23 protein-coding genes are annotated in these 25,159 nt (G+C 62.0%); 12 read left to right on the top strand and 11 right to left on the bottom strand.

What is annotated here, in order from left to right:
* Nucleotides 1-69: 69 nt before the first annotated feature.
* The 5 genes from pdxH to dinG form a co-directional block, all read right to left on the bottom strand.
* A complete protein-coding gene (gene pdxH / locus JV201_RS05960; RefSeq protein WP_102368249.1) occupies nucleotides 70-717 on the bottom strand; it encodes a pyridoxamine 5'-phosphate oxidase in 648 nt (215 codons plus the stop codon).
* Between the two features lie 27 nt (nucleotides 718-744).
* The gene (locus tag JV201_RS05955) at nucleotides 745-1,908 is read right to left on the bottom strand and encodes an OmpA family protein (RefSeq protein WP_219406627.1); all 1,164 of its coding nucleotides are present in this window, start codon (nucleotides 1,906-1,908) and stop codon (nucleotides 745-747) included.
* Between the two features lie 142 nt (nucleotides 1,909-2,050).
* The gene (locus JV201_RS05950; protein WP_003211696.1) at nucleotides 2,051-3,196 is read right to left on the bottom strand and encodes an EstA family serine hydrolase; all 1,146 of its coding nucleotides are present in this window, start codon (nucleotides 3,194-3,196) and stop codon (nucleotides 2,051-2,053) included.
* Nucleotides 3,197-3,288: 92 nt separating this feature from the next.
* Nucleotides 3,289-5,616 carry a beta-galactosidase gene (locus tag JV201_RS05945; RefSeq protein ID WP_008432094.1) on the bottom strand — a complete coding sequence of 776 codons (2,328 nt, stop codon included), beginning with the start codon at nucleotides 5,614-5,616 and terminating at the stop codon, nucleotides 3,289-3,291.
* A gap of 95 nt (nucleotides 5,617-5,711) precedes the next feature.
* Entirely contained in the window at nucleotides 5,712-7,856 is a 2,145-nt protein-coding gene (gene dinG / locus JV201_RS05940; protein ID WP_008432096.1) for an ATP-dependent DNA helicase DinG, read from the bottom strand.
* 99 nt (nucleotides 7,857-7,955) lie between these two features.
* On the opposite strand from dinG, the gene JV201_RS05935 reads away from it, so the two are divergent.
* Nucleotides 7,956-8,420 (top strand): CopD family protein, encoded by a 465-nt coding sequence (locus tag JV201_RS05935; protein WP_219406626.1) that lies wholly within the window; start codon nucleotides 7,956-7,958, stop codon nucleotides 8,418-8,420.
* A gap of 102 nt (nucleotides 8,421-8,522) precedes the next feature.
* Here JV201_RS05935 and JV201_RS05930 read toward each other — a convergent pair whose 3' ends face one another.
* The 3 genes from JV201_RS05930 to JV201_RS05920 all read right to left on the bottom strand — a co-directional run bounded on the left by JV201_RS05930 (nucleotide 8,523) and on the right by JV201_RS05920 (nucleotide 10,391).
* Entirely contained in the window at nucleotides 8,523-9,281 is a 759-nt protein-coding gene (locus tag JV201_RS05930) for a hypothetical protein (protein WP_003213707.1), read from the bottom strand.
* Nucleotides 9,274-9,567, bottom strand: coding sequence for a DUF1145 domain-containing protein (locus JV201_RS05925; RefSeq protein ID WP_177123375.1), 294 nt, complete (start codon nucleotides 9,565-9,567; stop codon nucleotides 9,274-9,276). The genes JV201_RS05930 and JV201_RS05925 overlap by 8 nt, the downstream gene beginning before the upstream one ends.
* A gap of 128 nt (nucleotides 9,568-9,695) precedes the next feature.
* Nucleotides 9,696-10,391: an OmpA family protein gene (locus JV201_RS05920; protein ID WP_008432103.1), complete on the bottom strand. Its 696-nt coding sequence runs from the start codon at nucleotides 10,389-10,391 to the stop codon at nucleotides 9,696-9,698.
* A 180-nt stretch (nucleotides 10,392-10,571) separates the two neighbouring features.
* Here JV201_RS05920 and JV201_RS05915 point away from each other — a divergent pair, with 180 nt between their 5' ends.
* The 4 genes from JV201_RS05915 (at nucleotide 10,572) to JV201_RS05900 (ending at nucleotide 12,303) form a co-directional block, all read left to right on the top strand.
* Nucleotides 10,572-11,069, top strand: coding sequence for a DUF6231 family protein (locus JV201_RS05915; protein WP_178912579.1), 498 nt, complete (start codon nucleotides 10,572-10,574; stop codon nucleotides 11,067-11,069).
* Nucleotides 11,070-11,073: 4 nt separating this feature from the next.
* Entirely contained in the window at nucleotides 11,074-11,544 is a 471-nt protein-coding gene (locus JV201_RS05910) for a YchJ family protein (protein ID WP_003213699.1), read from the top strand.
* A 61-nt stretch (nucleotides 11,545-11,605) separates the two neighbouring features.
* A complete protein-coding gene (locus tag JV201_RS05905) occupies nucleotides 11,606-12,106 on the top strand; it encodes an LEA type 2 family protein (protein ID WP_003213697.1) in 501 nt (166 codons plus the stop codon).
* Nucleotides 12,103-12,303 carry an SEC-C metal-binding domain-containing protein gene (locus JV201_RS05900; protein WP_003213695.1) on the top strand — a complete coding sequence of 67 codons (201 nt, stop codon included), beginning with the start codon at nucleotides 12,103-12,105 and terminating at the stop codon, nucleotides 12,301-12,303. The genes JV201_RS05905 and JV201_RS05900 overlap by 4 nt, the downstream gene beginning before the upstream one ends.
* A gap of 140 nt (nucleotides 12,304-12,443) precedes the next feature.
* On the opposite strand, the gene JV201_RS05895 is transcribed toward JV201_RS05900, so the two are convergent.
* Together JV201_RS05895 and JV201_RS05890 are read right to left on the bottom strand one after the other, a co-directional pair.
* A complete protein-coding gene (locus tag JV201_RS05895) occupies nucleotides 12,444-13,835 on the bottom strand; it encodes an ATP-binding protein (RefSeq protein ID WP_003213693.1) in 1,392 nt (463 codons plus the stop codon).
* Entirely contained in the window at nucleotides 13,832-14,542 is a 711-nt protein-coding gene (locus JV201_RS05890; RefSeq protein ID WP_003213692.1) for a response regulator, read from the bottom strand. The genes JV201_RS05895 and JV201_RS05890 overlap by 4 nt, the downstream gene beginning before the upstream one ends.
* A gap of 196 nt (nucleotides 14,543-14,738) precedes the next feature.
* Between JV201_RS05890 and JV201_RS05885 the strand changes: the two genes are divergently transcribed.
* The 5 genes from JV201_RS05885 to JV201_RS05865 all read left to right on the top strand — a co-directional run bounded on the left by JV201_RS05885 (nucleotide 14,739) and on the right by JV201_RS05865 (nucleotide 20,953).
* A complete protein-coding gene (locus JV201_RS05885; protein ID WP_219406625.1) occupies nucleotides 14,739-17,120 on the top strand; it encodes a TonB-dependent siderophore receptor in 2,382 nt (793 codons plus the stop codon).
* Between the two features lie 3 nt (nucleotides 17,121-17,123).
* Nucleotides 17,124-17,804 carry a Fe2+-dependent dioxygenase gene (locus JV201_RS05880; RefSeq protein WP_003213688.1) on the top strand — a complete coding sequence of 227 codons (681 nt, stop codon included), beginning with the start codon at nucleotides 17,124-17,126 and terminating at the stop codon, nucleotides 17,802-17,804.
* Nucleotides 17,805-17,832: 28 nt separating this feature from the next.
* Nucleotides 17,833-18,948 carry an ABC transporter substrate-binding protein gene (locus JV201_RS05875; protein ID WP_219406624.1) on the top strand — a complete coding sequence of 372 codons (1,116 nt, stop codon included), beginning with the start codon at nucleotides 17,833-17,835 and terminating at the stop codon, nucleotides 18,946-18,948.
* Between the two features lie 161 nt (nucleotides 18,949-19,109).
* A complete protein-coding gene (locus JV201_RS05870; RefSeq protein ID WP_008432118.1) occupies nucleotides 19,110-20,168 on the top strand; it encodes an iron ABC transporter permease in 1,059 nt (352 codons plus the stop codon).
* Nucleotides 20,165-20,953, top strand: coding sequence for an ABC transporter ATP-binding protein (locus JV201_RS05865; protein ID WP_219406623.1), 789 nt, complete (start codon nucleotides 20,165-20,167; stop codon nucleotides 20,951-20,953). Before JV201_RS05870 ends, JV201_RS05865 begins: the two co-directional genes overlap by 4 nt.
* 158 nt (nucleotides 20,954-21,111) lie before the next feature.
* On the opposite strand, the gene JV201_RS05860 is transcribed toward JV201_RS05865, so the two are convergent.
* Nucleotides 21,112-21,663 carry a cysteine hydrolase family protein gene (locus JV201_RS05860; protein WP_219406622.1) on the bottom strand — a complete coding sequence of 184 codons (552 nt, stop codon included), beginning with the start codon at nucleotides 21,661-21,663 and terminating at the stop codon, nucleotides 21,112-21,114.
* A 96-nt stretch (nucleotides 21,664-21,759) separates the two neighbouring features.
* Between JV201_RS05860 and JV201_RS05855 the strand changes: the two genes are divergently transcribed.
* The gene (locus tag JV201_RS05855) at nucleotides 21,760-22,404 is read left to right on the top strand and encodes a glutathione binding-like protein (protein ID WP_003213676.1); all 645 of its coding nucleotides are present in this window, start codon (nucleotides 21,760-21,762) and stop codon (nucleotides 22,402-22,404) included.
* Between the two features lie 233 nt (nucleotides 22,405-22,637).
* Nucleotides 22,638-25,079, top strand: coding sequence for a penicillin acylase family protein (locus JV201_RS05850; RefSeq protein WP_219406621.1), 2,442 nt, complete (start codon nucleotides 22,638-22,640; stop codon nucleotides 25,077-25,079).
* Nucleotides 25,080-25,159: the final 80 nt, after the last annotated feature.

Genomic DNA, 25,159 nt, shown 5'->3' with positions numbered 1-25,159 from the left:
CATCCAAGACCTCTGACTAGAGACTTCGGCGTGCAGCGCTACATTCAGGCGAGGTGACGAAAGGTGGGCTCAGGGCGCCAGCCGCTCACGGGTCCAGTCGGCACCCTGCAAGCGGTAGTTCAGGCGGTCGTGCAAACGACTCGCGCGGCCTTGCCAGAACTCGATGCGCTCCGGCAGCAGGCGGTAACCACCCCAGTGTTCGGGGCAATCAGGCTGGGTATCGCTGAAGCGTTGTTCGGTGGCCTTGAGCAGCGCCTGCAACTCTTCGCGGTCCCTGATTACCCGGCTTTGCGGTGAAGCCCAGGCACCCAGGCGGCTACCCAGGGGACGGACCTGGAAGTAAGCATCCGACTCCTCGGGCGAGACCTTGACCACCCGACCTTCGATGCGCACCTGGCGCTCCAGGGTCGGCCAGAAGAAGGTCATGGCGGCAAACGGTCGCGCCGCGAGTTGTTCGCCCTTGGCGCTCTGATAATTGGTGAAGAAGGTAAAGCCCTGTGTATCCAGGCCTTTGAGCAGCAGGATCCGGCAGTGCGGGCGACCGTCCTGGTCCACCGTAGCCAGGGTCATGGCATTGGCCTCCACCGGTGGCTGTTCGGTTTTCACCGCGTCGGCGAACCACTGGTGGAACAAGGCAAACGGTTCATCCGGGGCCTGGGCCTCGCTCAAACCGTCCCGTGTGTAGTCACGGCGCATATCGGCCAGTGCCTGGGTCATGCGGCTTTATCCTTCTTGCTCAAATAATCAGTTCTTCGCCTGGTCGTTGGTAGCAGCTGGAGCGGCGGCCTTGGCAGGTGCTGGCTTTTTAGCAGCAGGCTTGGCCGGGGCCTTTTTGGCAGCCGGCTTGGCGGCAGCTTTCTTGGCGACGGTTTTTTTCGCCGGAGCGGCAGCTTTTTTGACCGGAGCAGCGGCTGGAGCAGGAACGTCCTGCACAGCGACCATTTCAGCCTTCGGCGGGTTGGCCGAGTTGTACTTGCTCAACAGGGCCAGCATGGTGGTGCGCTGGGTGAACATGATTTCCATGCGACGGTTCAGGGCGCGGCCCTGGTTGCTGTCGTTGGCGGCACGCGGCATCAGGTCACCCATGCCACGCAGCATCAGGCGGTCCTGCTTCAGGCCGCTGAGGCTGAAGATCGAAGCGATGGACTGTGCACGTTCCTTGGTCAGGGCCTGGCTCACCGGCTCGGCACCCGAGGTATCTACATGGCCCAGGACCAGTACGGCAGTTTTCGGATCGCCTTCAACGGCCTTGGCAACACGGGTGAACGGACCCAGGGTCACCGGCAGCAACATCGCCGGGCGTTTCGGGTTGTAGGAGCCGTCAACCGGAGCAATCACCACCAATACGTTGTCGCGGCGTTCCAGTTGCAGGTTGCTGTCCTTGATCGCGAGACGCAGGCGTGGCTCGTAGTCGTCCAGCCAGGCCTGGGTGATTTTTGGATCAGGCATCGGGATGTTGGCGACGTCGACCTTGGCCAATGGCTTTGGCTTGCTTTCGAACGGCCACCACCATTTGGTATCGGTATCCGTCTTGGCAACGGCAGGTGCAGCGGCCGGTGCATCAGCCGGGGCGCCGGAGGCAGGCGTTGCCGCCTTGAGGTCGGCCTTCAGGTCTGCCTTGGCGTCGTCGGCTTTCGACGAGAACGGCCACCAGTTGGAGCCGGTATCCGCCTTCGCAACCGGAGCAGGTGCAGGTGCAGCRGCGGGTGCTACCGGCGCTGGCGCCTTGGCCGCGACCGCCGGCTTGGCATCCGGCTTGGTGTCGGCCTGGCTCACTGCGTCCTTGGTAGCAGCCTTATCGGAGCCAAATGACCACCAATGCCCGCCCTCGGCATCATTTTGTGGGGTTTGTGCACAGCCAGTAATAGTGAGGCATAGCGCCAGTGCCAAGGACTTGTTCGATAACATGAGATATCCACAAAATGAGAAAAAACCAGGGGCCTGAATGACCCGTTAAACAGACGCTTTTGGAACATTAAAGTTACAACATTTTGCCTAGCGTCTTTTTGTATGTGCCTTTGTAACAAAAAAACGCAAGACAGCAAGCTATTTACAGACAACCGGCCAATATTCTTACCAACTTTTGCGCCCGCGGGTCCATAAGTACATAAGGGCCCAATGTATTGGTCACGAAACCAAAGGCTACATCATGTTCCGGATCGGCAAACCCCACCGAACCACCGGCCCCGGGATGCCCAAAGGCCCGTGGGCCAAGGCCGAACGTGGCGTTTGGCACGTGCGGTTGATCCAACATGCAACCCAGCCCGAACCGGGTTTGTGTCAATAAGGTTTTATCCGGGCCGATACTGTGTTCGCGGGTCAACTCTTCGAGCATATCGGCTTCCAGCAAACTACCGTCGAGCAGCCCACTATAAAAACCCGCCAGACTTCGCGCATTACCGTGACCATTTGCCGCTGGCTGCTGCATACGCCGCCATTCGGGTTTATTAGTGCTGGTCAGAATAGACGGTGGATTGGTAAATGCACGGGTAGTCATCGCCGTCGGCTCGCGCATCGTTACTTGAAGTAAACGTTGTGCCGCCTCATCGCCTACATTGCCCTTGCCTCGGGCTATATGGGCAACTCGATAAAACTCTTCGTCTGCCAGACCCACATGAAAGTCCAGGCCCAATGGCCGTGCAACCCGGGCCACGATGGACTCGCCCGGCCCACGACCGTCGGCGCGGCGCAGCAACTCGCCCACCAGCCAACCATAGGTAATCGCCGCATAACCGTGCCCTTCCCCGAGCTTCCACCATGGCGCTTCGGCGGCGAGGGCGTCGACCATCATCTGCCAGTCGTACAGGGCTTCGGCGGGCAGCGTTTCACGCAGGGCCGGCAACCCGGCCTGGTGACAGAGCAGATGGCGCAGGGTGATGGCTTCCTTGCCCGCGGCAGCAAACTCCGGCCAGTACTTGGCGACCGGCGCATCCAGCTGCAACTTGCCTTCGGCCACCAGTTGCAGCGCCGTGACGGCCGTAAAGGTCTTGGTGCAGGAGAACAGATTGGCAATGGTGTCGCTGTGCCAGGCCTCGGCACCGTCCTTGTCGGCGGTACCGGCCCACAAGTCGACGACGGTTTCGCCGCCAATCTGGATGCACAGCGCGGCACCACGTTCCTGAGGGTCGTCGAACAGCGCGGCGAAGGCTTCACGCACCGCTTCGAATTGAAGCTCGTAATGACCCTGAATCTGCACCTAAGCCCCCTTGGAAAAGTACTACAGAAAGTGGCCGACATTGTTCCAGCCATTGAGCGATTTGTGAACCCGCTCTCGTCGATCAGCCCCAATCAATGACCTTTGCCGGAATGCCCGCCGGAATGCTCTGCACCCGGCGCTGCTGCATTGCCTTCACGCCCGGGCTTGCCGCCCTCACCGGCGTGGACCGCTGCGGCAGCCTTGGCCTTTTCGGCCTCCTTGCCCAGCTGATCGACGGCAGCCAGGTTACTTTTGCGCACACTGTCGACAAACCCCTGGAACGGCACATCGGTGATGCCGACCAGGCCGAAGTGGCCGTTTTCGCCGTCAAGCAAACGGCCGGTAACCGGCTGGTCCAGGTACTGGAACCAATGCACGCCGACGATCGACGGCTCGGCCATGGCCTGCTTCAGGAAGTTGGCGTAGGCAACCCCACGATCCTCTTCCCGGGCCAACTGCGTCACGCCGCCCCAGAACGGGCCGCGGTCGGCCGAGCCGAAGTTGAATTCGGTGATCAGCACCGGCTTGTCCAACGTCCGCAGGGCCGCGAAGTCGTAGCCGTCCTGAGGCTTGAGGGTGTACATGTTGAAGCTCAGCACATCGCAATATTGCGCGCAGGACGCCACCGCTTCCGGCGTGCTGACCGCGTATCGGCCACCCAGCAACAGCTGGTTGGGCGCATGCCATTTCAATGCATCGGAGATGGTCTTGAAGTAGGCGTCGGCAAAGGTCTTCTGGAAGTACTTGAAGTCCGCTTCGATTTCCGGGTGCTCCGGGCTTGGCATTGGCGGCACAAAGCCCGGGTCTTCCATCAGTTCCCAGGCGGGCAGCTCGATGCCCCAGGCCCTGGAAAGCCCCTCCTGATTGCGGTACTTGTCGCGCAATTGCTTGAGAAACGCGCGCTTGGCCGGCACGTCGGTGGTCATGCGCAGGGTGCCGTAGGCCAGGGCGTAGCGGGATTTCGCATCATCACCGGGACCGGCCCAGGCCAGTTCGTTGTCGGCAAAGAAGCCGATCAGCCACGGGTCGTCGCGATGGTCACGGGCGGCAATTGCCACCGCACGCTCGGTGGCCATGGCGAAGCGCGGGTCGAACGGGTCGGGCATGCCGCCCCACCAATCGGTGCCGGTGCTGATGCTCGCGTAATCACCGACGATCGACAGTGGCAAGGTGTAAGGCACGCGGTCGGCGGTCGCCAGCTGCGGCGCACTCCAGTTGCCGACAGTATTGAAACCCCACGCCCGCAGGCGGTCGAGGGTGTGGCTGACCCAGCGTTTCTGGTCGAAACCTTCCGGAGCACAAGGTGCCGGCGGCACGCACGGCTGGCCATAGGTACGCTGCAGGTTGGCGCCATAGAAGTCGTACCAGCGGCCGACATTAAAGCTGCGCCCCTGATCGGCACCATTGCCGCTGCGGCTGTCACCGCTGCCGTAGTATTTGTCGAAAGGCTCGCCGGCCTTGGGCAGCGCGGCAAACATCCATTCGCGGCCCGCCACGTAGGTCTGGCTGTTGTCCGGGGCGACGGTGTTGACGCCCAGGGAGTAGAACGGATGGCCTTCCGGTGTCACCAGGTACCAGCGCCCGTCGCGCTTCTCGGTGCGGAAGAAGCCGCTGGCGTCAAAGGCCGGGCCCTTGTTCCAGCCGCCGAATTTGTCCAGGGAGGCCTTGTCGCGCTCGGCCAGCCAGCCCTTGAGCTGTTGCTGTTCCTTGACCGCTGCGGCCCTCAACTGCTCGTCGCTGCTGACTTTCTCCGGCCACCGGGCGCGGGTGGACTGCCCATAGGCGTCCACCAGATCGCTGTAGGTAGCCTTGAGTACCGGCGCGATGTCCTGCACGCCAAAGCGTTCGAGCAAGATGCTTTGGGCAACGTTCGGCTTGATCATCGACAGGGTCACCGACACGATCTGGCTGCGGTCGATCTCCCCTTCGCTGCTGGCCAGCAGCACGCGCTGGCCATCGACAGTGATCGGCATCGGCGGGCCGGCCTTCATCCCCTGGCTCAGGGGCGAGTTGGCTTGCAGCGGAATCAACAGCGTTTGCGCGGGACCGGCTGGCAGGTCGATACGGCTGAACAGCGTTCGGCCGTCATTGCTCTGCACCTTGACGTACAGGGTCAGCGCCCAGTCCATCGCACTTTGAATCCGCAGGCTCATGGCACCGGATTGCGACCAGTCCCAGGCGCCGGTCTGCGGGCTGAGCACCAGGCTCGGTTCGGCCGCCGGGTTGAAGGTGATACGGCGCAGCACTTCGCCTTCAGCGGTTTGTTCGGCGTTGTATTGCGGCAGGCTGGCGTCCTGGGTCGCCACCTTGACCACATCGGCGGGCCGTACAAAGTTGAACAAGGTTTGTTGCCCGGCAGGCGCAGCCAGCAATGGCGCGGCAAACAACAGGGCAAAAACAGCGGGCAGCGTGCGAATCATGTGAACAAGGTTCTCCCAAACGGCCGGTGACTGGCCTGATGACGTGAAGCGATGGTGAGATAGACCACAAAGTGGGCGAATTCGCCCACTGGGCCTTAAGAAATTTCCCGCCGAAACGGCGGTAAAGCATTCAGGATAGCTTTCCCATAGCGCTGGGTAACCAGACGCCGGTCAAGCAAGGTGATGGTGCCGCGATCTTCTTCGGTACGCAGCAGGCGGCCGCAGGCCTGGACCAGTTTCAAGGAAGCGTCCGGCACCGAGATCTCCATGAACGGATTGCCGCCCCGGGCTTCGATCCATTCGGCCAACGCGGCTTCCACCGGATCATCCGGCACCGAGAACGGGATCTTGGCGATCACCACGTGTTCGCAGTAGGCACCGGGCAAATCCACACCCTCGGCGAAACTCGCGAGGCCGAACAGCACGCTGGAATCGCCGCCATCTACCCGCGCCTTATGCTTGTTCAGGGTTTCCTGTTTCGACAGGTTGCCCTGGATAAACACCTGCTTGCGCCAGTCACGGTCGAGGCCGTCGAACACGTCCTGCATCTGTTTGCGGGACGAGAACAACACCAGCGTGCCCCGGGAACCCTCTACCAATGAGGGCAGGTCACGAATGATCGCTGCCGTATGGGCCGGCGCATCCCGTGGGTCGGCCTTGAGGTCCGGTACCCGCAGCACACCGGCGTCGGCGTGATGGAACGGGCTGGGCACCACGGCGGTGACGGCCTTCTTCGGCAGCCCGGCGCGCATGCGGAAGCGGTCGAAGGTGCCCAGGGCCGTCAGCGTGGCCGAGGTGACCAAGGCACCGTAGGCCACGTTCCACAGGTTGCGTCGGAGCATTTCCGCCGCCAGGATCGGGCTGGCGTTGACCTCGATATCGAACAGCGCACCGCTTTCCGACAGGGTCAGCCAACGGGCCATGGGCGGGTTGTCTTCCGGGTCTTCGACGGTAAAGGCGGTCCACAACTCCCAGTTGCCCTGGGAACGGGACAGCAGGCTGCCAAACAGCGGGTACCATTCTTCAGCCTGATTGCTGGCGATGCCGATATTGACCTCGCCATCCATGCCTTCCTTGAGCAAATCGGTGAGACGGGTGAACAAGTCGGTCAGGCGCGAAAAGCCCTTTTTCAGCTCGACGCCCATTTCGCGCATGTGCTCGGGGATCAGCCCGCCAACGAAACGATGGCGCGGCCGTTCGCGGCCTTCCACGTCTTCGCCGGGCTTGAAGTCTGCCACCTGTTCGCAGGCGCTGAACATGAATTGCTGCTGGGTCTTGATCTCCCGCGCCAGCTCCGGCACCTGCTCAATCAACTTGCCCAGGTCGCCCGGCAGCGGGTGCTGGGCGAGCAACTTGGTGAGGTTCTTGGCCGTGGTTTCCAGCCAGTCGGCGGTGGAGCGCAGCCGCGTGTAGTGAGCAAAGTGGCCGATGGCCTTGTCGGGCAGGTGATGGCCTTCGTCGAACACGTAGAGTGTGTCGCGCGGGTCGGGCAACACGGCGCCGCCCCCCAGGGCCAGGTCGGCGAGGACCATGTCATGGTTGGTGACAATAACGTCTACCTTGCCCATGCCTTCCCGGGCCTTGTAGAAGGCGCACTGGCCGAAGTTGGGGCAATGACGGTTGGTGCACTGGCTGTGATCGGTGGTCAGCCGTGCCCAGTCGGCGTCTTCCAGGGCATTGGGCCAGCTGTCGCGGTCGCCGTCCCATTTATTGCCCGCCAGTTTCTCGATCATGCTGGTAAACAGCTTCTGACTGACCTCATCGACTTCGATCTTGAAGCCTTCTTCTTCGAACAGCGAGGCAGTGGCGGTTTGCGCGTGGCCTTCCTGCAACAGCACGTCGAGCTTGGACAGGCACATATAGCGCCCACGGCCCTTGGCCAGAGCGAAGGTGAAATTCAGGCCGCTGTTGCGCATCAGGTCGGGCAGGTCTTTGTAGACAATCTGCTCTTGCAGGGCGACGGTGGCGGTGGCAATCACCAGGCGCTTGCCGGCGGCCTTGGCGGTGGGGATCGCCGCCAGGCTGTAGGCCACGGTTTTACCGGTACCGGTGCCGGCCTCGACGGCCACCACGGCGGGGTCGCCACTGCGCCGACCTTCGTCGTCGGTATCGATATCCCCGAGGACCTTGGCGACTTCGGCGATCATCAGGCGCTGGCCGTACCGCGGTTTCAAGCTCTTGGCTTCGAGAAAACGCGAGTAGGCGCCCTGGATCGTGGTTTTGAGTTCAGTGCTGATCATGGATAGTCGGGCGCAAAAAACGCTGGATAAATTTTCAGTGGTTCGGATCGGCCGCTATCATACCCCGCTAATTAATCCCGCGCAGAACGGAGTACCCCAATGACCGTCTTTAGCTTCGCTTACACCCTGCATGTACTGGCCGCCCTGATCTGGGTCGGCGGTATGTTTTTCGCCTGGATGATCCTGCGCCCCGCCGCCATGGCTGCGCTGGACGGGCCGGCCCGGCTGAAACTCTGGGTAAATGTGTTTCAACGTTTTTTCGTGTGGGTCTGGGTGGCGGTGCTGGTGTTGCCGATCAGCGGTGTCGGCCTGCTGCAACTGCGCTTCAGCGGGTTTGAGACCGCGCCGCGTTATGTACAGGTCATGATGGGGTTGTATGTGGTGATGACGGCGCTGTTTATCCGGATTCAGGCGCTGAAGTTGCCGGAGCTGCGTACGGCGGTGGCGGCTGAGGATTGGCCGGCCGGGGCGGCGGCGTTGGGGCAGATTCGTAAATTGGTGGGGATCAACTTGATTGTGGGGTTGGTGCTGGTGGCGATTGCTTCGGCACGGCCGATGTTCTGAGGAGCCTAGTAGACCGCTTTCGCGAGCAAGCCCGCTCCCACATTTGGAATGCATTTCAAATGTGGGAGCGGGCTTGCTCGCGAAAGCGTCAGGCCAGTCGCCTCAGAGCCTCTGAATGGTCACAGCACCCGCAGGCCCCGCTGGCCCCGGCTGCCCTTCCAACCCGGCCCGGCCTTTCTCGCCGCCATCCGCGCGGTACACCAGGCAACCCTTGGACTGCCCGCCTTTACCCGGCTTGCCCGCCGTGCCCGCCAAACCACCGGCTCCGCCGTCCACCCAGACCTTGATTTTCTCGCCCGGGAAGTCCTGCGGCAATTCCACACGGACCTGCGCGCCCGCCGCGCCCGGCAGCCCGTCGCCGCCGTTGTCGCCATTGGCACCGCGCCCGGCCGAACCCCAGGTGCAGCCAGGGTCTTCGCCGTTGGCACCATCCAGCCCGGCATAACCCTGGGCACCCGCGCCACCGCGGGCATCCACCGACAGCTCATCGGCCGTCAGCGAGTTAATCCGCAACACCAGGTCACGCCCCGCCTTGGCCGGGCGCTCATGGGTACCGGGAGCGCCGCGTGAGGTGATCTGGCTGCCCTGCTCCAGCTGCGCCTGACGCACCTGCAGTTGCAACGTGGTGCTACCAGGCACGATGGCGATTCGCGCGTCGCGGCCCAGGTGCAGTTCATCCACGGTCACCTGGGTGATATTGGCGGGAATCAGCAAGGTGCCGTAATCCGCCACGTCCAGTCGCTCCAGTTGCAACACACCACTGCTGTTGGGCAGGCGCATCAACGAGTTGGTCTCGACGCTGACGCTCTGGGCCAGGGCAATGGGGCTGACCAGCAGGGCCAACAGAAAAACCTTACGCATGATTGGCCTCCTTGTTTACATCATTAGTCGGTGTCGGCGTCGAAAAGCTCTGCACATGGAACATACCCACCAGCAGGATCTGCAAGCGGTCACGCCAGGGATGGGCACGGGTTTTCACACTGCCGTTGAACAACAGCAGTTCCAGAACATGGGTCAGCAACAACAGGCTGCCGGCCAGGTTGACCAACAGGTGGAACGGGTTGATCAGCGGTGTGATCAGGTTGACCACCACCACGCCCCAGAACAGCAACGTCAATAATTTACCCAGCCCCCAAAACACCTTCATCCCGCACGCTCCCCTTGCACATTATTCTTTGGGCGCACAGTAACGACTTCTACAGGCGTTGTGCCAGTGAAGGATTAAAAAATTGATGAAGGGGCCCCTGGGGATTCCACAGGGGCCTTGAGGCGGGGTCAGCGGTTGATCTGAATTTCCACGCGGCGGTTCAGCGCGCGGCCATCAGCGGTTTTGTTATCGGCTACGGGGTGGCTTTCGCCGGCGCCGGTCACGGAGACAAAACTGCTGCGCGGGATGCCGGAACTGACCAGGTAGTCGGTCACCGAATGAGCGCGTCGTTCAGAGAGTTTCTGGTTGTAGGCATCTTTACCGACACTGTCGGTATGCCCGCTGACGCGCAGCTGCGCACTCGGGGCCTCTTTTTTCAGGCGGGTGGCAATCACGTCGAGCTTGGTTTTGTCGGCAGCCGTGAGCTTCGCGGAGTCGAACTCGAAGTGCACGTCACGAATCACGATGGTTTCTTCCTTGACCACCACCACTTCCTCTTGAACCACCGCTACCGGCACCGGAGGGCAGCCATTGGCGTCGACCTGCACGCCTTTTGGCGTGCCAGGGCACTTGTCGCGGCTGTCCGGTACGCCATCGCCGTCCTCGTCACCGTCGCCATGCACCCAGCAATAGGCGCCAGCCATGCCGCCAATCAGCAGTGCGCCGTAGCCTGCATAGGACGAGCTTTGGGTCGCACCAATGGCAGCACCGGTCACACCGCCGACGGCGGCACAGGTGGGCCAGTCGGTTTTTTGCAAGCCTGCGCAACCTGTCAATACTCCGGTTAGCAGAACCAAGGGTAGAGCTGTCCGCATGATGCTCATCTGACTTTCTCCTGAGGGGATCGGCGGGGGCCGACGAGTGGAGTAAAGACGGCTCTTTTCATCTGCGCCAGCGTGTCACACCCCAGTATTCATTGGGCCGAGCGGTTTATTCTCGCCGCCCGCTCTAGGCCCGCACGCTCAGGCAGGCTAGTCTCTACGGTCCTGATGTGAGGATCTTCGATGACTGCCGGTATTTCTTCCCGTACACCCCAGCAAGCGCTCGCTGCGCTGCTTGATCTTCACGCGCCCAAACGCCTGTTGTTATTGGGCGCCAGCCAGTTCCCGGCGCTGGACGCCTTTAAGGAAGCACACCCGGATACCGTGGTGTCCTTCGCCGAGCCCGGCCCCTTGCCCACCGACCTCGCGGCCCAGCGTTTTGACCTGGCGCTGGTGGTCGATTGCCTGGAACACCTGTCAAAACCTGCGGGCCTGACCCTGCTGGGGGGCATCCGCAACCTCAATGCCAGTCGCATTGCGGTGCTGGTGGACCTGGAGGCCTGCCACTGGAAAGACACCGACTTCTTCTCCCTGGCCCTGCAAGCCAGCGAACGCTTCCAGCGCGACGGTCAGGTTTTGACGCTGTTTACCTATGATCTGCTTGACTATAAACAGGTGCCGGATTGGCTGAACGCCCGCTTCTGGGCCAACCCGCAAAACTTTGGAAAGTATTGGTGGTAACCCAATGAGTACATCCATTTGCCCCTGCGGCAGTGGCAACCTGCTGGATGCCTGCTGCGGTCATTATCACGCCGGCCACCCGGCCCCCTGCGCCGAAGCGCTGATGCGTTCGCGCTACAGCGCCTACGTGTTGGGACTGGTGGACTACCTGGTGGCAACCACCCTGCCTGCGCAGCAAGCCGGGCTGGACACGGCCGCCATCGGCGCCTGGAGCGCCCAAAGCACCTGGCTGGGCCTTTCAGTGGAAAGCTCCGAGGTGTTCGGCGGCCAGCCGGAACACGCCTTCGTGACCTTTACCGCTCGCTGGCATGACAGCACCGGCGAACACAGCCACCGCGAGCGCTCATCTTTCGTACAGAACAATGAGCACTGGTACTTTATCGACCCGACAGTGGACGTGAAGGCCGGGCGTAATGACGCCTGCGTGTGTGGCAGCGGGCAGAAATTCAAGAAGTGCTGTTCCGGCTACCTCTGACATTCATTGATACCCGACAGGCTCTCGCTTGCTATGCTGACTCTTCACACGGAGTAACGGCATGGTTTCTCAGGCGCGGGTATTCAGGACTTACAGCCTTCTGCTGGCATTGATGCTGGGGCTCTCCGGCTGCGCGTCGTGGTTCGCCGACGATACGCCCGCCCCCGAGGTGCGTCTGGTCAAGGTCGACCCCGTGCGGGTCAAGTTGCTGGAGCAGAAGTTCAAGCTGTATTTCCGCGTGGATAACCGTGACGACAACGACCTGACCGTACGCGGCCTGGTTTACAAGGTCAGCCTCGGCACGATGGTGCTGACCGAAGGCGAGTCCAACGAATGGCTGACCGTGCCACCCCACAGCCACGCTTTTTTCCGGGTATCGGTGCGCACCAACCTGTGGCCGCAGATCCGCGATGTGGTCGACATGCTGAAAAATCCGCGCGATCCCGTGCCCTATCGTCTTGAAGGCGAGTTGAAAACCGGTTTATTTATCGGGAACGACGTGCAGGTGTTGCGCAATGGCGAGATAATCCCCGGCGATTTTATTCCGGAGCGACATCGATGACTCAGCAACCCCATGTCCATGGTCCCGACTGCAACCACGATCACGATCATCATGATCACGACCACGGCCATGTCCACGGCCCGAACTGCGGCCACGCTCACCAGGAGCCGGTGCGCAATACGTTGAAGGACGTGGGTCGTAACGATCCTTGCCCGTGCGGCAGCGAGAAGAAATTCAAGAAGTGCCACGGGGCTTGAGTTAAGAAACCCGATTCTCGAAACACTGCACATCCAAATGTGGGAGCGGGCTTGCTCGCGAAAGCGCAGTGTCAGTCAACCTCTCTGTTACTGATACACCGCTTTCGCGAGCAAGCCCGCTCCCACATTTAGCCTGCATTTCAAGGCCAGGATTTGCGCTGAAACTCCAACACCACCTCCAATCCCCCACCCTCCCGATTGCTCAAGCCCAACCGCCCGTCATGGGCACTGGCGATCGTATGCGCGATACTCAGCCCCAGCCCGTAACCACCGGTTTCCACATTGCGTGAGCCTTCCACCCGGTAAAACGGCTCCATCACCTGTTCCAGTTGTTCCTGGGGAATCCCCGGCCCACGGTCGCTGATGACAATCTTCAAGCTGTCCGCCTTGTCCTCTACCCGCACCACCACCTCGGAGCCATAACGCACCGCGTTCTCCAGCAGGTTCTGCACACAACGCTTGAGACTGCGGGCATACCCCGGCAATGGCTGTTTGGCCCGCCCTTCTATCGTCACCGTCTCGCCCACGTCCTGCAGGTCCGCCTGCAAGCTTTGCAGCAAGGCGTTGATGTCGATGTTCTGGCGCTTCTCGTTGATTTCGCCGCTGCTGACGAAGTCCAGGGTGCTGGAAACCATGTGCTCCATTTCTTCCAGGTCACTGCGAAAACGTTCCTTGGTGCGGTTGTCGTCGAGCATTTCCGTACGTAACCGCAGGCGCGTAATGGGCGAGCGCAGGTCGTGGGAAATCGCCGCCAGGAAGCGCGTCCGCTCGGCGATGTTGGCGATCAGCCGCTGCTGCATGGCGTTGAACGCCTGGGCGGCACGGCGCACTTCGGTGGGCCCATCGAGGGCCAGCGGTGGCCGCTGGATGTCCCGGCCCAAGGCTTCGGCAGCCTTGGCCAGGGCGTTGAGCGGGCGAATGGCCAGGCGCACCGCCACCAGGGCAATGATCACCAGCACCAATACCCGCAGCAGATAAATGCGCATCACGTAATCGAACAGCAAGTCCATCGGCGAAGTACTGGTCCAGCCTTGTTCTTCGGTGGCCTGCACCTGCAGCCAGCGCCCGTCCGGCAAACGCAGGTCAATCAGGAATTGCCCCACCACAGGCCTGGAGCTGAGCAGAGTCGACAGCCCGGCATGCTGGCCCTCGGCATCCAGCAGCTTGAGGCTCAACAGATGCAGGTTCTGGGTGTAGCCGGTTTTCTCCGAGAGCACTTTATTCAGCAAGCGCTCGGTGGCCTGGTCGCTGTCGCTGATGCTGCTTGTCACATCACTGGCCTGGTCACTCAGGGTCAGGCGAAAGCGCGGCGTATCGAGCAGCTTGATCAGCACATCCGCCTGCGCCGGATCGCTGTGTACCAGCCGCACCACGTCCGCCAGCCGCGTGGCGATCAGCCGGCTGGGGATTTCCAGCACCTGGCCGTGGCGCATGTCGTACCAGATGCTGCTGGTCAGGGCCTGGGCCGCGAGCATGCCGCTGACCAGGATCAGCACCAGCCGGCCGAACAGCGAACGCGGCAGCAGTTTCACGATTGCAGCGCCACGTCGTCGGCGGTGAGCATGTAACCCTCGTTGCGCACGGTCTTGATCAACCCGGCCGGCAACTGCGAGCGCAGTCGGCTGACGCACACATCAATCGAGCGGTCGAACGGCGTGCTGTCTTTGTCGAACACGTGGTTGAGCAAAAAGTCGCGGCTCAGCGGCCGGTTGGGATGCTGCAACAACAGGCGCAACACCCGGTAATCGGAGTTGCCGAGGCTGACCACCACGCCTTCCGGCGAAAGCAATTGGCGGGCCCGGGTGTCCAGCTGCCAGCCGGCAAAGCTGATGCTCGGTGCTTCATCGAGCCGCGCCCGGTCCGGAAAACTCTGCACCCGGCGCAGCACCACCTTGATCCGCACCAGCAACTCCCGCGGGTCGAACGGCTTGGGCAGGTAATCGTCGGCGCCGATTTCCAGGCCGACGATCCGGTCGATCAGCGTGCCCTTGGCGGTGAGCATGATCACCGGCGTGTTGGAGCTGACGCGCAATTCGCGGCACAAACTCAGGCCGTCTTCGCCGGGCAACATCAGGTCGAGGACGATCAGGTCGATGACATTCAGCGCCAGGCGGCGGCGCATTTCCTTGCCGTCGCCGGCGGTGGACACCTGGAAGCCGGCGTCACTCAGGTAGTCGCACAGCAATTGGCGGATTTGCGGGTCGTCATCAACGATCAGCAGGTGGTCTTGCTTGGCCATGGGGCAATTCGTCCGAAACTCAAAAGGCAGGAGATAGCCGAAACTTCAGCCAGGAGTACGCGCAAATGTAATGGAATGTTGTGGGAAGCGGTAATCACGCATCCACATTACAAAGCCACGGCATGGCGGCCGGTATCGGTCTTTAGACTACCGAATCTAAATGAGATTAATTGTAATTTAGCCTAGGTCACTCCGAATGCCATTGCCTACCCCGCGCGCCCTGTCGCTGCAATCTACCCTTGCGCCGATGTTCGGCCTGCTTGCCGCCGGCAGCGTTTCTCCCACCGCCTGGGCCGATGCGCCGGTGGCGGCGTCGAATGATTCAGTGCTGAGCCTGCCGGAAATCAAGATCGACGGTGAAGCCACTTCCGCCTTTAAAGTCGACCGGGTGACCTCGGCAAAAATCAGCCAGCCGCTGCTTGATGCCCCGCAAAGCGTAACCATCGTCCCGCAGCAAGTGCTCAAGGAGCAAAACGCGCAGACCTTGCAGGAAGTGTTGCGCAACGTGCCGGGCATCACCTTCATGTCCGGCGAAGGCAACCTGGGCTGGGGCGACCTGTTTTCGATTCGCGGGTTTTCCTCGGAGCAGAGCCTGACCGTCGACGGTGTGCGCGATGCTGGCCAATCGACCCGCACCGACACCTTCAACCTGCAACAGGCAGAAGTGTTCAAGGGCACCGGCTCGATCGAATCCGGCGTTTCCGCGGTAGGCGGCAGCGTCAACCTGGTGAGTAAAGAGGCGCATCTGGGGGATGCCAACAAACTCTCGGCCGGCATCGGCACCGACAGCTACCGCCGCCTCACCGGCGATTTCAACCAACAACTGAATGACACCACCGCCCTGCGCATCAACCTGATGAAGCACTACAACCAGGTGGCCGAGCGTGACGACGTGGACTACGACCGCTGGGGCATCGCGACCTCCCTCGGCTTCGGCCTGGGCACCGACACCCGCCTGTTTATCGACACCTTCTACCAGAAGGACGACAACACGCCGGACGGCGGTGTGCCGATCCAGCGCGGCACCGACGGCGACCGCATGCCGGGAGTCAAGCGCTCCAACTGGTATGGCGACTCGCACCTGTACACCCAGCAGACCAAAACCACTTCGCTGACCACCCGCTTCGAGCATGATTTCGACTGGAACGAAGCGACCCTGAAGAACCAGACCAAGTGGGAGCGTACCGACAACTTCGCGGTGCTCTCGCCCGCGCGCTTCTTCGCCGCCAACGGCAATGGCCAAAAAACCTGCACCGGCACGCGCTGTGCGACCTTGGGCTACACCGGCGTAGGACCGATCAGCCAAGTGCCCGGCAGCACGGTAAATGCGTACCCGGGATACGCCAACAGCGGTAACACCGCCTACGGTATTTTGCGAGGGAGCGACTTCGGCCAGTCGACGCGCTACACCATCCTCGACAACCAGACCGACTTCGCCTTCAAGCTCAATACCGGCGGGCTGGAACACGCAGTGGTCAGCGGGCTTGAGTTCTATCACGAGACCTACGGCGGCCTGAAACGCAACGCCGAAGTGCCGGCCGGCGACCTGTTCTTCGACATGAACGACCCGAACCACAGCTTCGCCAGCACCGAAGTGACCAAGGGTGAAGGCCAGCCACGCTCAGTGATCGACAACGCCGGCATCTACCTGGGTGACACCATCACCCTGAATGAACAGTGGCAAGTGCTCGGCTCCCTGCGCTACGACAACTGGCAGGCCAAAACCACCCAGCGTGGCCAAGCGTCCATCGACAGCACCGACGGTGCCGTGAGCGGCCGGGTCGGCGCGGTGTACAAGCCGTTGCCTAACGGCAGCATCTACGTGTCCTACAGCGAAGCGGCACAACCGTCAGCCCTGGGCGCGTCGACCAACAACCAGATCTACGGCGCCGCGAGCACCAGCAACTACACCCCGGCCAAGTCGAAGACCTACGAGATCGGCACCAAGTGGGACATTGCCCACGACCTGCTGAACGTCACCGCCGCGATCTTCCGCACAGAACTGGACAACTCCTGGGAATACCAGGACGGCGAAAGCGCTCCGGTACGCGCCCTCCCCGCCAAGCGCGTAGACGGTGTGGAACTGGGCCTGCAAGGCAATATCAGCCCGCGCTGGACGGTGTACAGCGGGTTCTCCGCGCTGAAAAGCACCCAGACCAAAGGGGCCAACAAAGGCGAGGAAGCCAAGAACGTTCCCGACCTGACCGCCAACCTGTGGACCACCTACGCCGTCACCGACAACCTGAGCCTGAGTTACGGCGCGCAATACGTAGGACGCCGCCGCTACAGCGACAACAAATACGTCGGCGGCCTGAACAACAACAGCAGCTACGCCACCGGCCCGTCCGGCGTGTACGCGATCTACACCCGTGACCACGAAAAGGCCCCCGGCTACTGGCTCAACAACGTGGCTGCGCAATACAAAGTGACCAGGCAAACCACGGTCAACCTCAACCTGAACAACGTGTTTAACAAGTTCTACTACAGCCAGATCGGCGCGTCCCTGGACGGCTTCCAGCTCTACGGCATTCCGGGCGCCGGGCGCACGCTCACCGCCAGTGTCGACTATGAGTTTTAAGCCGTGCTGATCGAAATCCCCGGCCTGTTGAGTGCCGAAGAAGTCGCGGTGGCCGTCGCCACCCTGCTCGATCAACCGTGGGTCGACGGCAAGGTCACTGCCGGGCAACGCTCGGCCATGGCGAAAAACAACCGGCAGCTGTCGGAAGACGCGCCGGTAGCGATTCGCCTGGGTGAGCAGATTCTGTCGCGGCTGTCGGATAACGCGCTGTTCATGTCCGCCGCCCTGCCGAAGAAAATCTACCCGCCGCTGTTCAACCGCTACAGCGGCGGCGAAGCCTTCGACTGGCATATCGACAATGCGATTCGCGGCCTCAAGGGTGTGCGCGAACGGGTGCGCACCGACATCTCCGCCACCTTGTTCCTGGCTGATCCGGCCAGCTACGACGGCGGCGAACTGGTGATCCGCGACACCTTCGGCGAGCACGCGGTGAAGCTGCCCGCCGGGCACCTGCTGATTTATCCCGGCAGCAGTTTGCACAAGATCAACCCGGTCACCCGCGGCGAGCGCATCGCCAGTTTCTTCTGGGTCGAAAGCCTGGTGCGCGAAGACAGCCAGCGCCAACTGCTGCTGGACATGGACGTGGCGATTCAACGCCTCACCGCGCAACACGCCGACGACCACGCGCTGCTGCAACTGAGCGGCGCCTATCACAACCTTTTGCGGCGCTGGAGCGATGTCTGATGCGCCGCCTTCACCTGGAGTTCTCGCCATGCTGAAACCCCGCAACTTCCTCAAGCTGGGCGCGCTGTTTGCCGTGCTGATCCTCGGCCACGCCGAAACCGCCGCCGCCCATGAAGTCACCGACGTGCTGGGCCGCAAGGTCGAGGTGCCAGACCACGTGCAGCGCGTGGTGCTCGGCGAAGGCCGGCTGATTTCGGCCTTTGCCTTGCTGGACAAGGACGCGCCATTCCAACGGATTGTCGGCTGGCAGAATGACTTGAAACTGTTGGACGCCCACACCTATAACGCCTACGTGGCGAAATTTCCGACGGTAAAAGACATTCCGCTGATTGGCCAGGCGTCGGAGCAAAGCGTCAGCGCCGAGGAAATTCTTTCGCTGAAACCGGACCTGGCGGTGTTCAGCATTTCCGGCCATGGCCCGACTGAACACAGCCCGGTGGCGGACGTGTTGGCCAAGGCGGGCATTGCAGTGTTGTTCGTCGACTTCCGCATCAACCCGGTGCAAGGCACCCACGCCAGCATGACCGCCCTGGGCCAGGCCCTGGGCCGGGAAACCCAGGCCAAGGCGTTCCTCGACTTTTATGACCAGCACATCAAGGTGATCACCGACGCCGTCGCCACCTTGCCGGCCGGGCCGCGCCCGAGCGTGTTCCTGGAATTGCTGGCCGGCGCCTGGCAGGCACCGGGGCACACCACTGGCAAGAGCGGCATGGGTGAAGTGATCAAGCTGGTGGGCGGGCGCAACATCGCCGCCGACGTGGTGCCGGGGGCGCTGGGAGATATCAGTGTCGAGTACGCGCTGAAAGCTGACCCGGATGTGTATGTGGCCACCGGCAATCACAAGCCCGGGTTGATTCTGGGGGCTGGCGTGAGCAACGAAGACGCGCGTGCCGCGTTTGATACCGTGCTGGCCCGCCCTGAGTTTGTGAACCTTCGGGCGATTCGTGAGGGCAATTCCCACGGTCTGTGGCATGACTTCTACAACTCGCCGTACAACCTGCTGGCGATTGAAGCGCTGGCCAAGTGGGTGCATCCGGAATTGTTCGCCAAGCTGGATCCCAAGGCGACCATGGGAGCGATGAACCAACAGTTCCTCGGCATGCCGCTGCAGGGTGCTTACTGGATTGATGGCAAACCCAAGTAACTAAGGCTCACAACCCATTCCCTGCCTGGACACGGTTCCTGTGGGAGCTGGCTTGCCTGCGATAGCGRTGTTGGATTCACCRYCGCCATCGCAGGCAAGCCAGCTCCCACACTGACCGTGTACCGGCAGGGATTTTCGTCGTTTTCAAGGCTGCGAATCCAATGACCACTCAAACCCTCGACCTCGCCACCGCCAGCCAAGGCTATCGCCGCCTGCTGGCCCGCCGCTTCTGGCTGCTGGCCCTGCTGGGTGGCGCGCTGATGTGCGCGATCCTCGTGGACCTGGCCAGCGGCCCGTCGGGCATGGGCCTTGGCGCCCTGCTCGATGGCTTACTGCACCCGGCCCACCTGAGCGCCACCGACCAGGTGATCATCTGGAACGTGCGCCTGCCCTACGCCTTGATGGCGGTGTTGGTCGGTTGCGCGCTGTCGCTGGCGGGCGCCGAGATGCAGGCGATCCTTAACAACCCGCTCGCCAGTCCATTCACCCTGGGGGTTTCCTCGGCGGCGGCGTTGGGCGCGTCCCTGGTGATTGTGTTTCCGGTGACGACGCTGTGGGTGTCGGCCAATACGGCGATTTCCATTTCGGCCTTTGTGTTTGCCGCCGCCTCGGTCTTTTTGCTGCAAGCCATGTCGCGCCTGCGCGGTGCCGGGGTGGAAAGCCTGGTGCTGTTCGGGATTGCCCTGGTGTTCAGTTGCAACGCGGTGGTCGCCCTGTTGCAACTGGTCGCCACCGAAGATGTGCTGCAACAACTGGTGTTCTGGACCCTGGGCAGCGTGACCCGGGCCAACTGGGACAAGCTCGGCATCCTCGCGTTGGTGGTCGCCGTGGTCATGCCCTTTTCCTTCGCGGCCGCGCCACGCCTGACCCTGTTGCGCATGGGCGAAGACCGCGCGCAAAGCTTCGGTGTCGATGTGAAGCGCCTGCGGTTTTTCTCGTTGTTGCGTATCAGCCTGCTGTCGGCCACCGCCGTGGCGTTTGTGGGAACCATCGGATTTATCGGCCTGGTGGGTCCGCACATCGCGCGGATTCTGGTGGGTGAAGACCAGCGCTTCCTGCTGCCGGCCAGCGCGCTTGTCGGCGCGTTACTGTTGTCGCTGTCATCCATCGCCAGCAAGCTGATCATGCCCGGGGTGATCGTACCCGTGGGTATCGTCACCGCGCTGGTGGGCGTGCCGATTTTCGTGTTGCTGGTGTTCAAGCGCGGGAGGCAGTTATGAGCAGCGGGCTGTCGATTCAGAACGCCCAGGTCAGCTATGGCCGGCGCCAGATTGTGCATGACCTGAGTTTGCCAACCTTGGCCCACGGCAGCCTGACCGCGTTGATCGGGCCGAACGGTGCGGGCAAGTCGACGTTGCTGCGGGCGGTGGCGGGGCTGGAAAAGATGCAGGGCGTTGTCAGATTGGGTGACCTGGACCTGACGAAAATGTCCGTCGGTGACCGCGCCCGGCGTGTGACCTATATGCCGCAAAACCTTCCGCCGGGCTTGAGCCTGAGTGTGATGGAAAGCGTGATCGCGGCGCTGCGGGTGGCGAACGTCGAGGGCATTGCGCTTTCAAGCGACGCGTGCATGCGCGAGGCCTTTGATGCGTTGCAAAGGATTGGCATCGCTCATCTGGCGGATCAGCTATTGAGCACGTTATCCGGCGGCCAGCGGCAACTGGTCAGCCTGGCGCAACTGATTGCGCGTCGGCCACAGGTAATGCTGCTGGATGAACCCACCAGTGCGCTGGACTTGAACTACCAGTTGAAGGTCATGGATTGCGTGCGCGACCTGGTGCGGGAACACAACCTGATCGCCGTGGTGGTGCTGCACGACATCAACCTCGCGGCGCGCTATGCCGACCATATCGCGGTGCTGCGCCAGGGCCGGCTGTACGCCAGTGGCGCGGCGGATGACGTGCTGGATACGGCGCTGTTTGCCGAAGTCTATGGTGTGCGGGTACGCATCGAGCGATGCTCACAACAAACGTTGCAGGTGTTGGTGGACGGCACGGTGGCTTAGATCCTCTGTGGCGAGGGAGCTTGCTCCCGTTGGGCTGCGTAGCAGCCCCAAAATCTGTGCACGCGCGTCTTCAGGCGGACTGAGGTGAGGCACTCGGGAGCGCTTCGCACTGGAGCTCCAGCCTGGTCCAGCGGGAGCAAGCTCCCTCGCCACAACGGTCACTCCAGCAACTGTTTGGAGGAAATCACTGTGGCGTACTCGCCGTGCAGGTTGCCCAACGACATGGCATGTACCGCCTGCGCCGAATGCATCTGCCCGAAAAAGTCCGCCTTGTCGAAGGTGTAGCAGGCATCTTCGATAACCCACGTCTCAAACCCCAGGTTGCCGGCACTGCGGGCCGTGGCCTCCACCGAGTTATGGGTGGCCACGCCCACCAGCACCACTTGCCGAAGCCCGGCCTCACGCAACCTCGCTTCCAGCCCCGTCCCACAAAATGCGTCCGGCACCCGTTTCTGGATCAACTGCTCACCCGCCTGCGGAATAAACGCGTCCTGAAACTCCACCCCCGACTGCTGCGGCCAGAACACCGATTCCGGCAAATGGGACAGATGCTGCACATGAATCACCGGCCAGCCTTCGCGCCGCCAATGCGCCAGCAACGCCTGCATGCGCTCCTCGGCGTGCGGATTATTGCGCCGTCCCAGCCTGGGATGGTGAATGCCTTTTTGCTGGTCAATCAGAATCAACGCTGCGCCCGCACGAATTTCCATATCGATAGACCCAAATGTTTCATTGAATTTTCGTCACCCTAACATCACCTATACCTACAGGCATTCGCTCAAGCATCACCACCCTTGGAGAGCTTCATGATCGACCTGTATTACTGGACCACCCCCAACGGTCACAAAGTGTCGTTGTTCCTGGAAGAAGCCGGCCTGCCTTACGAGGTACACCCGATCAACATCGGCCAGGGCGATCAGTTCAAGCCCGACTTCCTGAAGATCGCCCCCAATAACCGCATCCCGGCCATCGTCGATCAGAACCCGACCGACGGCGGCGCGCCGATTTCCCTGTTCGAATCCGGTGCGATCCTGCTGTACCTCGCGGAAAAAACCGGCAAGTTCATTCCCCAGGACCTGCGTGGTCGTCAGGAAGCGCTGCAATGGCTGTTCTGGCAAATGGGTGGCCTGGGGCCGATGGCCGGCCAGAATCACCACTTCAGCCAGTTCGCCCCGGAAAAGATTCCCTACGCGATCAAACGCTATGTGGATGAGACCGCCCGCCTGTATGGCGTGCTGGACCGGCGCCTGGCCGACCGCACGTTCGTGGCCGGCGAGGAATACAGCATTGCCGACATGGCGATCTACCCGTGGATCGTTTCCCACAAGTGGCAGAGCCAGAAGCTGGAAGACTTCCCACATGTAGAACGCTGGTTCAACCACATCAAGCAACGCCCGGCGACGGTGCGTGCCTATGAGCTGGTGCAGAAGGTCAATCCGCCAAAATCCTGAAGGTCAACGGGATCAAAATGTGGGAGCGGGCTTGCTCGCGAATGCGGTGGATCAGCCACAACTCTTTTAGCTGATACACCGCCTTCGCGAGCAAGCCCGCTCCCACACTGATTTGTGCCCGACTGGAAACCTTACGCAAATCCTGAAATAAGCATCGCCTCCCGCTTGCGTCGTTTCGCCGCGCTCACTAACGTAGCGCCTTTACTGACGCTACCCCCCGCAGGAGCTTTGCCATGGCCTCGCCAGCCCTCTCACATTTTCTTCCCCGGTTCGGCGTTGCCGCGGCAATTGCCAGTGCCTTGGGCCTGGCCGGTTGCCAGTTACAGAGCACCCAAGACACCCTGCCTCCGGTTTCCGGCGTACAGCCGATCAAGGGCCTGGCGCAGAACGTTTCGGTGCGCCGCAACAGCCAGGGCATCCCGCTGATTGAAAGCAGCACCTTCCACGATGCGCTGTTCACCCTGGGCTACGTGCACGCCAGCGACCGCATCACCCAGATGGTCACCCTGCGCCTGCTGGCCCAGGGCCGCCTGGCGGAAATGTCCGGGCCGGATGTGCTGGATGTCGACCGTTTCATGCGGGCGGTCAACCTGCGCAAAAGCGCCGGCGAGCTGTATAACGCCTCGTCGCCACGCCTCAAGCGCTTCTTTGAAGTGTATGCGCGCGGGGTCAACGCCTACCTGTTCCGCTACCGCGACAAGCTGCCGCCAGACCTGGCCCAGACTGGCTACAAGCCTGAATACTGGAAGCCGGAAGATTCGGCGCTGCTGTTCTGCCTGCTGAATTTCAGCGAGTCGACCAACTTGCAGGAAGAGCTGTCGTCATTGGTGCTCGCGCAAAAAGTCGGTGCCGACAAACTCGCCTGGCTGACCCCGAGCTACCCGGATGAACCGCTGCCAGTGGCCGAGTCCGACAAGCTCAAGGGCATCAACCTGGGCCAGATCCCGGGCCTCGCTGCGCTGACCAGCCTCAGCGAACACCTCGGCACCCTCAACACCCTGGGCACGTCCAGCTCCAGCAACTGGGCGATCGGCCCGCAGCGCAGCCGCAGTAACAAGAGCCTGCTGGCCAATGACCTGTCGACCTCGATGCAGGCCCCGTCGCTGTGGAACTACGTGCAGATCCGCTCGCCGAAATACCAGGCCGCCGGTGTGTCCATCGCCGGTTTGCCAACCCTGCTTTCCGGCTTCAACGGCAAGGTGGCCTGGAGCATGAGCCAGGTCTCGGGTGACACCCAGGACGTATTCCTGGAGAAGGTCAAGCGCCAGGGCAACGCGCTGTACTACGAAAACAACGGCAAATGGCTGCCCGCCATCGTGCGCAATGAAACCTACTTCGCCAAGGGCCAGCGGCCGATTCGCGAAGCGGTGTACGAAACCCGCCACGGGCCGCTGCTCAACAGTGCCCAGTCGCTGACCAGCGGCTACGGCCTGGCGTTGCAAACCGCCGATTTCAAGGACGACAAGAGCCTGGACGCGTTCTTCGACCTGTCCCGTGCGCAAACCGCCGGTAAAGCGTCTGACGCCACCCGGGAAATTCGCGCAATTGCCTTGAACATGGTCTTCGCCGACGCCAGCAGCATTGGCTGGCAAGTGACCGGGCGGTTCCCCAACCGCCGTGAAGGCGAAGGCCTGGTGCCATCGCCGGGCTGGGACGGGCGTTTCGACTGGGATGGCTACGCCGACGCGATGCTGCACCCCTACGATCAGGACCCGGCCCAGGGTTGGATCGGCACGGCCAACCAGCGCACCATTCCCCGTGGCTACGGCATGCAACTGTCCAACTCGTGGGCCGCGCCGGAACGCGCCGAACGTATCGCGCAACTGGCCGGCAGCAGCAAGCATGACAGCCGCAGCATGATTGCCATGCAGTACGACCAGACCACCACGTTTGCCGCCAAGCTCAAGAGCATGTTCCAGGCGCCGGGCATGGTCCAGCCGCTGAAACAGGCGATCGATGGATTGCCGGTGGCAGACCAGGCCAAGGCGCGGGAAGCACTGGGCCGCCTGATGGCCTTCGACGGTCGGCTGGCATCCACCTCCGCCGACGCGGCGATTTATGAGTTGTTCCTGCAGGAAAGCGCCAAGCAGATTTTCCTCGACGAACTCGGTCCGGAAAACAGCGCCACCTGGAAAGCCTTTATCGGTAACGCCAACCTGTCGTACTCGGCGGTGGCCGACCACCTGCTGGGGCGCGAAGACAGCCCGTTCTGGAATGACGCCCGCACCGGGCAGAAAACCGACAAGCCGGCGATCCTCGCCCGCAGCCTGGCCGCCGCGATCACCGCAGGCGACAGCGCGCTGGGCGCCGATCACAAGGCCTGGCAGTGGGGCAAACTGCACAGCTACACCTGGAAGAACACCAGCGGCCAGGCCATTCGCGGCCCACTGCCCGCGGGCGGCGATCACAACACCCTGAACAGCGCACCGTATAGCTGGGGCCAGAGTTTCGACACGACCCAGGTGCCGGCGCTGCGGATGATTGTCGACTTCGGCCTGGCGGAACCGATGATGGGCCAAAGCGGCATCGGCCAATCCGGCAACCCGGCCAGCCCGAACTATGCCAATGGCATCGACCCGTGGCTGAAGGCGCAATACCTGAGCTTCCCGATGCAGCCACAGAACTTTGACGGGGTGTACGGGAAGACGCGGTTGACACTGGTGCCGGGCAAGTAACCCGGTTTCCCTGACTCAACCGGATCAAAATGTGGGAGCGGGCTTGCTCGCGAAAGCGGCGGATCAGTCACCAGATCTAT

The organism is Pseudomonas sp. Colony2 (assembly GCF_019382755.1).
Taxonomy (GTDB): Bacteria; Pseudomonadota; Gammaproteobacteria; order Pseudomonadales; family Pseudomonadaceae; genus Aquipseudomonas.
This window is presented reverse-complemented; position numbering and strand designations above follow the sequence as displayed.

Excerpts from the sequence above, each read along its gene's own strand:
- pdxH (WP_102368249.1), bottom strand. The coding sequence starts at position 717 with ATGACCCAGGCACTGGCCGATATGCGCCGTGACTACACACGGGACGGT.
- JV201_RS05945 (WP_008432094.1), bottom strand. The coding sequence starts at position 5,616 with ATGATTCGCACGCTGCCCGCTGTTTTTGCCCTGTTGTTTGCCGCGCCA.
- dinG (WP_008432096.1), bottom strand. The coding sequence starts at position 7,856 with ATGATCAGCACTGAACTCAAAACCACGATCCAGGGCGCCTACTCGCGT.
- JV201_RS05935 (WP_219406626.1), top strand. The coding sequence starts at position 7,956 with ATGACCGTCTTTAGCTTCGCTTACACCCTGCATGTACTGGCCGCCCTG.
- JV201_RS05930 (WP_003213707.1), bottom strand. The coding sequence starts at position 9,281 with ATGCGTAAGGTTTTTCTGTTGGCCCTGCTGGTCAGCCCCATTGCCCTG.
- JV201_RS05925 (WP_177123375.1), bottom strand. The coding sequence starts at position 9,567 with ATGAAGGTGTTTTGGGGGCTGGGTAAATTATTGACGTTGCTGTTCTGG.
- JV201_RS05920 (WP_008432103.1), bottom strand. The coding sequence starts at position 10,391 with ATGAGCATCATGCGGACAGCTCTACCCTTGGTTCTGCTAACCGGAGTA.
- JV201_RS05915 (WP_178912579.1), top strand. The coding sequence starts at position 10,572 with ATGACTGCCGGTATTTCTTCCCGTACACCCCAGCAAGCGCTCGCTGCG.
- JV201_RS05910 (WP_003213699.1), top strand. The coding sequence starts at position 11,074 with ATGAGTACATCCATTTGCCCCTGCGGCAGTGGCAACCTGCTGGATGCC.
- JV201_RS05905 (WP_003213697.1), top strand. The coding sequence starts at position 11,606 with ATGGTTTCTCAGGCGCGGGTATTCAGGACTTACAGCCTTCTGCTGGCA.
- JV201_RS05900 (WP_003213695.1), top strand. The coding sequence starts at position 12,103 with ATGACTCAGCAACCCCATGTCCATGGTCCCGACTGCAACCACGATCAC.
- JV201_RS05890 (WP_003213692.1), bottom strand. The coding sequence starts at position 14,542 with ATGGCCAAGCAAGACCACCTGCTGATCGTTGATGACGACCCGCAAATC.
- JV201_RS05885 (WP_219406625.1), top strand. The coding sequence starts at position 14,739 with ATGCCATTGCCTACCCCGCGCGCCCTGTCGCTGCAATCTACCCTTGCG.
- JV201_RS05875 (WP_219406624.1), top strand. The coding sequence starts at position 17,833 with ATGCTGAAACCCCGCAACTTCCTCAAGCTGGGCGCGCTGTTTGCCGTG.
- JV201_RS05870 (WP_008432118.1), top strand. The coding sequence starts at position 19,110 with ATGACCACTCAAACCCTCGACCTCGCCACCGCCAGCCAAGGCTATCGC.
- JV201_RS05865 (WP_219406623.1), top strand. The coding sequence starts at position 20,165 with ATGAGCAGCGGGCTGTCGATTCAGAACGCCCAGGTCAGCTATGGCCGG.
- JV201_RS05860 (WP_219406622.1), bottom strand. The coding sequence starts at position 21,663 with ATGGAAATTCGTGCGGGCGCAGCGTTGATTCTGATTGACCAGCAAAAA.
- JV201_RS05855 (WP_003213676.1), top strand. The coding sequence starts at position 21,760 with ATGATCGACCTGTATTACTGGACCACCCCCAACGGTCACAAAGTGTCG.
- JV201_RS05850 (WP_219406621.1), top strand. The coding sequence starts at position 22,638 with ATGGCCTCGCCAGCCCTCTCACATTTTCTTCCCCGGTTCGGCGTTGCC.